We start from the raw sequence: 9753 nt of genomic DNA on the forward strand, positions 1-9753 counted from the left end.
AAGTATGCGGTCGGGTCGAACGCCAGCGCCCGAACGGGATCGCGGAGGTCGAAGACGGAGACGCTCTGCTGATCCTGCGCCAGAACCGGCTGCACGAGGGCGCCGAGGACTAGTGGCCACAGGGCGATATGGAGCGGAAAACGCATGGCAGGCACCCTGCCTCCGACGGCCGGTATCCGCAACGCGGCGTGGGCGGCCCCGCCCTTGGCCCGCGTCAGCGTCGGAACATGTCCATCGTGCCCAGATGGATGCTGCCGACGGGGATCAGGTTGGCGCTCAGGCGGACGTTCCCGGTGAAGCCGCCGGTCCGACGTCCGTTCAGGGTGTAGATCATCCGGGCGCCGTCCGTCCGCATGGTGACCACCAGCCCGCCCCGGCGCAGCTGGCAGTCCGTCGGCGCGCCGTCGAGCGCGCAGGCGATACCGGACGGTCCCCGCGGGGTGACGCTCAGGGCCATCTCCACGCGTCCGCTGTCGGTCTTGACCGTGATGTTGGCGCCTTCCGCCGGCGTCATCCGCAGGGTCCAGTTCCCCAGAACCTCGGTGCGCTGCAGCGCCTGGGCGTTCGCCGCACCCGCCGCCATGCTGGCCGACAGCAGCACCACCACGCCCCGTCGCCGATATCCCGCCATGCCCGTTCACCCCTGGGTTCAACCGAAGGCTAGGGCGCGCGCTGACGGTGTGGCGAGTTAACTTTTGGACAGGCCCCTCGGCGGGTCAGACCTTCGGCCAGCCCCCCGCGCGGCTGAGGGCGCTGGGGGCCGGGCGGCCGATCTTCTCGCCGATCCAGCGGGCGGTTCCGATCAGGGCGTCCAGGTCGTAGCCGGTCTCGAACCCGGCCCGTTCCAGCATGTAGACGAGGTCCTCGGTGGCGATATTGCCCGTGGCGCCCGGGGCGAACGGACAGCCGCCGATGCCGCCGACCGAGGCGTCGAGGATATCGACCCCGGCCTCGATCCCGGCATGGGCGTTGGCCAGGCCGGTGTTGCGGGTGTCGTGGAAATGCAGGCGCAGGACCGCGTCCGGCGCCGCCTTGCGCGCCGCCTCGACCTTGCGGGTGACGGCCCAGGGGTCGCCGACGCCGATGGTGTCGGCCAGGGCGATCTCGCCGACGCCCAGCGCCGCGATCCGGCCCACCAGATCGGCGACCTGATCGACCCCGACCTCGCCGTCGAACGGGCAGCCCCAGACGCAGGACAGGGTGGCGGACAGGGACGGCGCGGCGCCCGAGGCGGCCCCGGCGTTGGCCCGGCCGGCCACGATGGCGGCCAGCATCTCGACCTGCTGGTCGACGGTCAGTCCCTGGTTCTTCAGGCCGAAGCCGTCGGTGGCGGACATGGCGACGTTGACCTCGTCCACCGCCGTGCCCAGCGCCCGGTCATAACCCTTGCCGTTCAGGACCAGCCCGATGCGGCTGCGGCCCTCCTGATGGGGCAGGGCGGCCATGACCTCCTCGGCCCCGGCCATCTGGGGCACGTATTTGGGATGGACGAAGCTGACCGCCTCGATCCGCCGCGCCCCGGCCGTCTCCAGCCGCGTCACCAGGTCGGCGCGGACGGCGGGTTCCAGGATGGCCTTCTCGTTCTGCAGGCCGTCGCGGGGACCGACCTCGACGATGGTGATCCTGCGCCTCACCGGACGGGCTCCGCGGGGTTCAGGGTCGGGGCGGGCCCGTCGCCGGGCGGGGCGTAGACGAACAGGTCCACATCGTCGCCTTGCGAGTAGTTGTAGCCCCGGACCTCGCCGACGGCCCGGCCGGGGACGCCCGTGCGCGCGGTGGCGGCGCGGAAGGCCTCGGCCTCGCGTTCCTCGACGATGGCCGGACGGCCCTCGGCCAGGGCGCGGGCGGCGCCCTCGGCGTCGGTCAGTTCGGTGTCCCGACCGGTCAGGAAGACGAAGCTGGGCTCATGATAGCCGGCGATGGCCACCGGTCCGGGCCGTCCCTGACGCGGGTGCAGGTCGGCGCGGTACAGGACCTTGTCCAGCTGCGGCGAGACCGAAAGCGGGCGCAGCTGGCGCAGCGTCCCGGCCAGGGCGCCGTGGGCGACGACGCCCAGCACGATGCTGACCAGAACAGCCGTCACCGCCGCCCGGTGCATCAGCAGGAAGGCCCCGATCAGGGCCGCCAGCACGGCGAAGACGATGGTGATCGTGGCCCAGGTCTGGGCGGTCGACTTGCCGTATTCGGTCAGGCCGTAGACCACCCCCGCGGCCAGCAGCACGCCGACCAGCACGGTCAGGGCGGCGCCAACGTAGCGCGACAGGTTGCCGATCGGGCGTGTCAGGGCCGCGCCCGCCAGCAGGGCCAGGGCTCCGTAGGCGGGCAGGGTGTAGTGGGCCAGCTTGGTCGGGGTCAGCTCGAAGATGATCCAGGCCGGGACCAGCCAGCACACCAGGAAGCGGATCGCCGGCTCGGCGCGGCGGCTCCACCCGGTCGACAGGGCGGCGGGCAGCAGCAGGGTGGCGGGGAAGAACATCACCAGCGCGCCCAGCACATAGTAGCCCGGAGGCGCGCCGTGGCTCTCGTGGCCGCCCGCGATCTTGGGCGCCAGGTCGCCGGCGATGGCCTCGCGCCAGAAACCGCCGTCGGTGGCGATGGTGATGGCGATCGCCCAGGGACCCACCAGCAGGGCCACCAGCGGCAGGCCCCAGCCCCAGCCCAGCCGCTTGAGCCAGCGGAAATCCCGGTCCCATGCCGAGACCGCCAGCATGGCCGGTGCGATGACGATCAGGCCGATGGGTCCCTTGATCAGGATCGACAGCCCCAGGCCCAGCCAGAACATCAGCTTGTGCGGTCTCTGTGGCGTCTCCCCGGCCCGGGAGGCCAGGTAGATGCGCGCCAGCCCCGCCATGGCCAGGGTCACGGCTCCGCACAGCATGGCGTCGGTCTTGGCGATCCCCGCCTCGGTCGACAGCAGGAAGGAGGCCCCCATGATGGCCCCGGACAGGAAGCCCGCCCGGGCGCCGAACATGGCCTGCCCCACCCAGGCGATGGCCGCCGCGGCCATCATGGCCCCGAGGATGGAGGGGATGCGGTAGGGCTGGATGTCCCGGTTCTCGACCTGGGAGGTGGCGGCCACGGCCAGGGCCTGCATCCAGTAGATGCCGACCGGCTTCTTCCAGCGCGGATCGTCCTGGAAGCGGATGTCGACATAGTCGCCGCTCTCCAGCATCTGCGAGGTCGCCTGGGCGTAGCGGCTTTCGTCGCGGTCCAGCGGCGGCAGCAGGGCCAGGACGGGCAGGCCGGCGAACAGCGCGATCAGCGCCGCCAGCACGGGCCCCCGCCATCCGGCGATGTATCGGTCGAGGTCAGGGCGCGTGATCGGAAGCGTCATGGGAGCGTCTTATCACGCCGGTTCCGCCGCCGTCATGCGTGTGCGGAGCATGTCTCCCGCGCGGCGTCAAAACCGGCTAGACAGCGGTCATGACCGAAGCCGTTCCCGACATCTCCGTCGTCGTCCCCGTCCATGACGAACAGGGCGCCGCAGGCCCGCTGGCGCGCGAGATCGCCGCCGCCTTCGCCGGGCGTTCGTTCGAGATGGTGTTCGTCAATGACGCCTCCAGGGACCGGACGCTGGAGGAGCTGCGCGCCCTGCAGGCCGAACTGCCGCAACTGCGGGTGATCAGCCACGCCTCCAACGCGGGCCAGAGCCGCGCGGTGCGCACCGGGGTGCTGGCCGCCCGCGGCGCCATCGTGGTGACCCTGGACGGCGACGGCCAGAACCCGCCGGCCGACGCGCCGAAGCTGGCCGACCTGCTGGCGGCCTCGCCGCCCAACGTCGCCCTGGTCGGCGGCGTCCGGGCCAAGCGGCAGGACTCGGAGGCCAAGCGCTGGGCCTCGCGCTGGGCCAACCGGATCCGCAAGAAGCTGCTGGGCGATGACGCCGACGACACCGGCTGCGGTCTGAAGGCCTTCCGCCGCGACATCTTCCTGCGCCTGCCCTACTTCGATCACATCCACCGCTACCTGCCGGCGCTGATGATCCGCGAGGGGTATGAGAACCGCTACCTGGACGTCGATCACCGCCACCGCGAGACGGGCCAGTCCAAGTACACCAACTGGGGCCGGCTGATGGCCTCGTTCTCGGACCTGCTGGGCGTGATGTGGCTGAAGTCCCGCTCGCGCCGCCCCGGGGCGATCAGCGAGTTTTAGGCCTCCGCGCCGGGACGTTCGCCTGTCAGGCGACCGGGCGTAGCCGTATGGAGCGAACCGGGTTATCTATCGTTAACAAGCGCGGCCGTTACCGGCCGTGGATGCTGGAGCCCCGCCCATGTTGGTCGCCCTGCCGCTGCTGGTGATCCCGGTGATCCTGTACAACATCGTGGTGCTGTCGAGCCTGTTCACCGGCGGCGACCACGTGAACCTGGCCGCGGGCGGCGCCGACGCCATCCTGCGCGATCCGATGTTCTCGATCCCCATGGCCTCGGGGACCAGCTGGAACGTCGGCGTGGGCGACCTGATCCTGTTCCTGTCGCTGATCCTGCTGTTCTTCGAACTGCTGAAGTCGACCTCCAGCCAGAAGGTCGCGATCGTCAATCACGCCCTGTCGATGGTGCTGTTCATCGTCGTCCTGGTCGAGTTCCTGCTGATCAAGGGCTTCGCCACCTCGACCTTCTTCCTGATCGTGGCGATGGTCATGCTCGACGTGCTGGCCGGCTTCATCGTGACCATCATCTCGGCCCGCAAGGATCTGGATTTCGGGGGAGCGGCGTAGCCACCCCTCGAAGGGGCCTAACGCTCGGCTCGCGGAGCCTCGCTGCTTGAGGCCGGGCCCCTCCACCACCCCTCGCCTGCGGCTACGGATGGTCCCCTCCCCCGGTGGGGGAGGAACGGCTGCGATCGCGCTCAAGCAGCGAGCCGCCGCGCGGCGAGCGGTAGCGCCCTCTCTTATGAGAACCCGACGAAGATCAGGGCGACGACGGTGATGTCGAAGGCGCGGGTCAGGAAGGTCAGCATGGCGGGGTCCGGAAACGGGTCGATCTGACCCGGTTTCAGCAAGGACCGTGCCGGTTTCCCTAGATGTCCGTGTCTTCCGTCCGGCCCGGTTTGGGACGGCGTTCGCCGGCGCCGGAATACTCGGCCCCGAGGTAGGCGCTGCGGGCCGCGTCGAGGACGGGCGGGCCGCCCTTGAGGCCGCGCCGCTGGCCTGTCTGACCGATCACCTGGGCCGCGAAGATCGCCGCCGACCCGTCCGAGGGCGGGGTGGGGGCAGGTCTTGCCGGGGGCTCGGCGTCTTCTGCCGGAAACGCGACCGGGACCAGGGCGCGCGAGGCCGAGGCCGCGCGACGTTCGGCCGCCCGGCGGTCCGCGGCGCGGCGATCACGGCCTTCGACCGGGCCGACGCTGCGGATCTCGTCCGTCATCCCTTGGACAGCTTGTCGAGCTGGGCGCGCATCTCGTCCATCTGGCGGCGCATCTCGTTCAGCGGATCGGCGGCCGCAGGCGGCGTTTCAGTCTCGGCTGGGGCCGGCTGGCGGGCCACGGCGCTGAAGCCCGGCCACATCTTCATCGCCTCGGTGAACAGGGCCATGTTGCGCTTCACCGCCTCGTCCATCAGCCCGGCGCCCGGCGTGCCGCCGAAGGCGCGCGAGAACTGGCCGCGAATCTGCTCCTGCGAGCGCGAGAAGTTGTCGAGCGACATCTCCAGATAGGAGGGCAGCACGCCCTGCATCTGGCCGCCGTAGAAGCCGATCAGCTGACGCAGGAACTGGACGGGCAGCAGGGCCTCGCCGCGGCTCTCTTCCTCGAAGATGATCTGGGTCAGGATCTGACGGGTCAGGTCATCGTTGGTCTTGGCGTCATAGACCACGAATTCGGTGCCCTCGCGGACCATCCGCGCCAGGTCTTCCAGTGTGACGTAAGCCGAAGTCGCCGTGTTGTAGAGCCGCCGGTTGGCGTACTTCTTGATGACGACGTTGTCTCCCGCACCGGACTTCTTGTCAGCCACGCGCTGTCCCCGTTCCTGTTGCAACGCCGCAGTGTCCGCGCTGCGCGTGCGAAAGTCTAGCCGACCCCGGCGGCGGCGGGCGCGAGGACGACGCCGACCAGCACGGCGGCCCAGTGCACGGTCGCGCCGGTGACGACGAAGCCGTGCCAGATGGCGCGGCGGTACTTCACCTTCGGGCTGACGAAGACGAAGACGCCGGCGGTGTAGATCAGCCCGCCGATGACCAGCAGGGCCAGGGCCGCCGGATGGACGGTGTCGACCATGGGCTTGAGCGCGACGACCGCCAGCCAGCCGAAGGCGACGTAGACGCAGCTCCAGAAGACGTCCGACAGGCGCGGCAGCAGCACCTTGGCGAAGGCCCCCGACAGGCCCACGGCCCAGACCAGAAGGGTGAAGCCGACGGCCCAGGCCCCCTCGAACCGCTGGGTGGTGAAGGGGGTGTAGCTGCCCGCGATCATCAGGAAGATGGCCGCCTCGTCCAGCCGGCGCAGGACGGGCCGCGCGGCGCAGGGGCGGATCTGGTTGTAGACGGTCGAGGCGGTCAGCATGGCGACCAGGCACAGGGCGTAGACCGCGATGGCCACCGCGGCGCCGACGCCCGCATAGAGGGCCGCCAGCACTGCCAGCAGGCCGCCGCCGACGACCGCCAGGGTCAGGCCGACCACATGGACGATCAGATCCGCGGTCTTCTCGGCGGGTGACAGATAGTGCTCGATCATGTCGAGTTCGTCCGGCGTGCAGACGTGGCTCAGCAGGCGTTTCAGACGCATCTTCATGGTCCCTTCTAAGACCGGACGTCGTACTTCGTTCCGGGAAATGTAAGCCTGGGCCAGTGACCATCAGGTGAATGGCGGGAAGGGGGCTGACGAAGCGACGGCGATGCGGCAAAAGCGCCACAAGATTATTCCCCGTGGAGTGAAATCATGTCCCAGGTCGTCATCGTCTCCGCCGCCCGCACCCCCGTGGGCAGCTTCATGGGCGCGCTGGCCGGCCTGCCCGCCTCGCAGCTGGGCGCCGTCGCCATCAAGGCCGCGCTGGAGCGGGCCGGGGTGGCGCCGGACGAGGTCGACGAGGTCATCCTGGGCCATGTGCTGCAGGCCGCCGCCGGGCAGGGGCCGGCGCGTCAGGCCGCCATGGCCGCGGGCCTGCCCAAGGAGGTTCCGGCCTGGAGCCTGAACCAGATCTGCGGCTCGGGCCTGCGCGCCGTGGCCGTCGGCGCCCAGCAGATCGCCACCGGCGACGCCCGCATCGTGGTGGCCGGGGGGCAGGAGAGCATGAGCCAGGCGCCGCACGCCCAGCAGCTGCGCGCCGGCCACAAGATGGGCGACGTCGCCTTCATCGACACCATGATCAAGGACGGCCTGTGGGACGCCTTCAAAGGCTATCACATGGGGCAGACCGCCGAGAACGTCGCGACGAAGTTCGACATCACCCGCGAGGCCCAGGACGCCTTCGCCCTGGCCAGCCAGCACAAGGCCGAGGCGGCGCAGGCGGCGGGCCGCTTCGACGAGGAGATCGTCCCGGTGGTCATCGCGGGCCGCAAGGGCGAGACCGTGGTCGACAAGGACGAGTACATCCGCCCCGGCGCGACCCTGGAGGCGATGGAGAAGCTGAAGCCCGCCTTCAACAAGGAGGGCAGCGTCACCGCCGCCAACGCCTCGGGCCTGAACGACGGCGCCGCCGCCCTGGTGCTGATGAGCGCCGAGGACGCGAAGGCGCGCGGGCTGACGCCGCTGGCCCGGATCGTCTCCTCGGCCACGGCGGGCGTCGATCCGGCGATCATGGGCACAGGTCCGATCCCGGCCTCGAGGAAGGCGCTGGAGAAGGCCGGCTGGACGGTCGCGGACCTGGACCTGGTCGAGTCCAACGAGGCCTTCGCGGCCCAGTCGCTGTGCGTGGTCAAGGAACTGGGCCTCGACCCGGCCAGGGTGAACGTCAACGGCGGCGCCATCGCCATCGGCCACCCCATCGGGGCGTCGGGCGCGCGCATCCTGACCACCCTGCTGTTCGAGATGAAGCGCCGCGACGCCAAGAAGGGCCTGGCGACCCTGTGCATCGGCGGCGGCATGGGCGTGGCGATGTGCGTCGAGCGCGACTGAGGCCGGGTCAGCCCGGGTCGCGGGTGAAGACATCCAGACGGCGTCCCGCATGGTGCAGCTCGACCCGGCTGTAGTCGCGGGTCAGCAGCAGGCGGACCCGCGCCAGCTCGCGCGCCTCGGCCTCGTCGCTCGCCTCGAGCGGTTCCTCGATGGGGGCGCCGCCCGACAGGTGATGCAGGCGCAGGCTGTATGCGGACATGAGGCTTTCGCGCGGCGGAGGCGGAGGATCGGTGAAGTCGTGGTCGAGGACGCCGCGACCCGTGTCACGGGGACGTCTCGGTTCACGACACGCCCAAGCTGCGGCATTCCGGAATGAATAGATAGGGAATTCCGTCCCGTATAACTACTTACATTTCTGTGTGTCAGCCTGACCGGCCCAGGGCGGACCAGCCGAAGTCGAGCAGGGGGCGGGTGTCGGCGGCGAAGGCCGCCAGGGTGTCGGGCAGGTCCGGCGAGGCGATCTCGGGGCCGGTCAGCGGACGGGTAACCAGCCAGCGAGTACGCTTTAAAGTCGTATCCAGCGGGCCGCCGGCCTGGGCCTCGAAACCCTTGGGCATGCGCTTGACCGGGTCGCCCGGGCCGAGCGCCAGCCCCGCTCTGGCCAGGGCGGCCTCGACCGCCGCCCAGCGGGCCGGGTGGGCGACGATGGCGCGGCGCATGGCGTCGATGTCGGGCCGCTCATCCAGGTAGAAGCCGGCGGCGGCGAAGGGGCCCTTGCCGAAAGGCCCGTCCTCCGCGCCCGCCGCCTCGGAGGGGTGGGTCGAGGGATCCAGCGGGTCGATGGCGTCGGGATCGAAGCCGGGCCGCGAGCCGCCCTCGGGCTCGATATGGATGTAGATCATGCCCGGGCTCATCTTGGCCCCGTCGCGGGTCAGGGTGGCGGAGACGTGGGTCTTGTAAGGACGCTTGTCCCTGGAGAAGCGGGTGTCGCGGTGGATGCGGAACACGCTCTTCTTCGGATCGCCCGCCAGGGGCAGGCCGCGCGCCTCGCAGGCCGCCGAGGTCGCGGCGATCAGCGCCGCCAGGGCGGGCTTGAGCCGCGCGTCGTAGGTCCCGCGATGGGCGGCGAACCAGTCGCGGTCGTTGTGGGCGGCCAGGCCGGTCAGGAAGGCCAGGTCGGCGGGGTCGAAGCCGGGGAAGGTGTCGGTCATGGCGCGATCCTGATCCTTTCCGGCCTTCAGGAGAAGATGGGGATGGCGCCCGGCGGAGCGGCTCCCATATGTGATCGACACCGTTGCGGAACCCGGAGGCCCGACCATGACCCAGCCCCTGAAGATCGATTTCGTCTCCGACGTCGTCTGTCCATGGTGCGTCGTCGGCCTGGGCGGGCTGGAGACCGCGCTGGAGCATCTGAAGGCCGAGGGCGTCGAGGCCGAGGTCGCCTTCCGCCCGTTCGAGCTGAACCCGCAGATGGCGCCCGAGGGCGAGAACATCGTCGAGCATATCGGCAGGAAATACGGCTCCACCCCCGAACAGTCGGCCCAGAACCGGGCCATGATCACCGAGCGCGCGGCGTCGGTGGGCTTCGACATGCGCATGACGTCGGACAGCCGGATCTGGAACACCTTCGACGCCCACCGCCTGCTGCAATGGGCGGGCGAGACGGCGCCCGACAAGCAGGCCGACCTGAAGAAGGCCCTGTTCCGCATCCACTTCACCGAGGGCCGCAACCTGACCGACGCGGGCGAGCTGACCACGGCCGCCGAG

At 70.4% G+C, this 9753-nt stretch carries 12 protein-coding genes; 4 read left to right on the forward strand and 8 right to left on the reverse strand.

Features of this window, described 5'->3' with window-relative positions; genetic code table 11:
* Positions 1 to 214 precede the first annotated feature (214 nt).
* The 3 genes from Q0C81_RS10890 to Q0C81_RS10900 all read right to left on the reverse strand — a co-directional run bounded on the left by Q0C81_RS10890 (position 215) and on the right by Q0C81_RS10900 (position 3334).
* Entirely contained in the window at positions 215 to 631 is a 417-nt protein-coding gene (locus Q0C81_RS10890; RefSeq protein ID WP_291837433.1) for a hypothetical protein, read from the reverse strand.
* Between the two features lie 85 nt (positions 632 to 716).
* On the reverse strand, positions 717 to 1634 hold the full coding sequence (locus Q0C81_RS10895) for a hydroxymethylglutaryl-CoA lyase (protein WP_291837435.1): 918 nt from the start codon (positions 1632 to 1634) through the stop codon (positions 717 to 719).
* Positions 1631 to 3334, reverse strand: coding sequence for a glycosyltransferase family 39 protein (locus Q0C81_RS10900; RefSeq protein ID WP_291837437.1), 1704 nt, complete (start codon positions 3332 to 3334; stop codon positions 1631 to 1633). The genes Q0C81_RS10895 and Q0C81_RS10900 overlap by 4 nt, the downstream gene beginning before the upstream one ends.
* Positions 3335 to 3423: 89 nt before the next feature.
* On the opposite strand from Q0C81_RS10900, the gene Q0C81_RS10905 reads away from it, so the two are divergent.
* Entirely contained in the window at positions 3424 to 4152 is a 729-nt protein-coding gene (locus Q0C81_RS10905; RefSeq protein WP_291837439.1) for a glycosyltransferase family 2 protein, read from the forward strand.
* Positions 4153 to 4270: 118 nt separating this feature from the next.
* The gene (locus Q0C81_RS10910) at positions 4271 to 4714 is read left to right on the forward strand and encodes a hypothetical protein (RefSeq protein ID WP_291837441.1); all 444 of its coding nucleotides are present in this window, start codon (positions 4271 to 4273) and stop codon (positions 4712 to 4714) included.
* A gap of 301 nt (positions 4715 to 5015) precedes the next feature.
* On the opposite strand, the gene Q0C81_RS10915 is transcribed toward Q0C81_RS10910, so the two are convergent.
* Genes Q0C81_RS10915 through Q0C81_RS10925 form a run of 3 tightly spaced genes read right to left on the reverse strand, consistent with a single transcriptional unit; the run spans position 5016 to position 6723 of the window.
* Positions 5016 to 5363, reverse strand: a complete 348-nt coding sequence (locus Q0C81_RS10915; RefSeq protein ID WP_291837443.1) for a hypothetical protein — start codon at positions 5361 to 5363, stop codon at positions 5016 to 5018.
* Positions 5360 to 5947, reverse strand: a complete 588-nt coding sequence (phaR, locus tag Q0C81_RS10920) for a polyhydroxyalkanoate synthesis repressor PhaR (RefSeq protein WP_291837445.1) — start codon at positions 5945 to 5947, stop codon at positions 5360 to 5362. The genes Q0C81_RS10915 and phaR overlap by 4 nt, the downstream gene beginning before the upstream one ends.
* A 56-nt stretch (positions 5948 to 6003) precedes the next feature.
* A complete protein-coding gene (locus Q0C81_RS10925) occupies positions 6004 to 6723 on the reverse strand; it encodes a hemolysin III family protein (protein ID WP_291837447.1) in 720 nt (239 codons plus the stop codon).
* Positions 6724 to 6870: 147 nt separating this feature from the next.
* On the opposite strand from Q0C81_RS10925, the gene Q0C81_RS10930 reads away from it, so the two are divergent.
* Complete coding sequence (locus tag Q0C81_RS10930) at positions 6871 to 8046, forward strand: acetyl-CoA C-acetyltransferase (protein WP_291837449.1); 1176 nt, start codon at positions 6871 to 6873, stop codon at positions 8044 to 8046.
* 7 nt (positions 8047 to 8053) lie between these two features.
* On the opposite strand, the gene Q0C81_RS10935 is transcribed toward Q0C81_RS10930, so the two are convergent.
* Positions 8054 to 8245 carry a hypothetical protein gene (locus Q0C81_RS10935; RefSeq protein WP_291837451.1) on the reverse strand — a complete coding sequence of 64 codons (192 nt, stop codon included), beginning with the start codon at positions 8243 to 8245 and terminating at the stop codon, positions 8054 to 8056.
* Positions 8246 to 8408: 163 nt separating this feature from the next.
* Positions 8409 to 9197 (reverse strand): DUF2461 domain-containing protein, encoded by a 789-nt coding sequence (locus tag Q0C81_RS10940; RefSeq protein WP_291837453.1) that lies wholly within the window; start codon positions 9195 to 9197, stop codon positions 8409 to 8411.
* A 106-nt stretch (positions 9198 to 9303) separates the two neighbouring features.
* On the opposite strand from Q0C81_RS10940, the gene Q0C81_RS10945 reads away from it, so the two are divergent.
* On the forward strand, positions 9304 to 9753 hold a 450-nt coding region (locus Q0C81_RS10945; protein WP_291837456.1), incomplete at its 3' end, for a DsbA family oxidoreductase.

Source organism: Brevundimonas sp. (assembly GCF_023259385.1).
In the GTDB taxonomy this organism is placed as follows: Bacteria; Pseudomonadota; Alphaproteobacteria; order Caulobacterales; family Caulobacteraceae; genus Brevundimonas.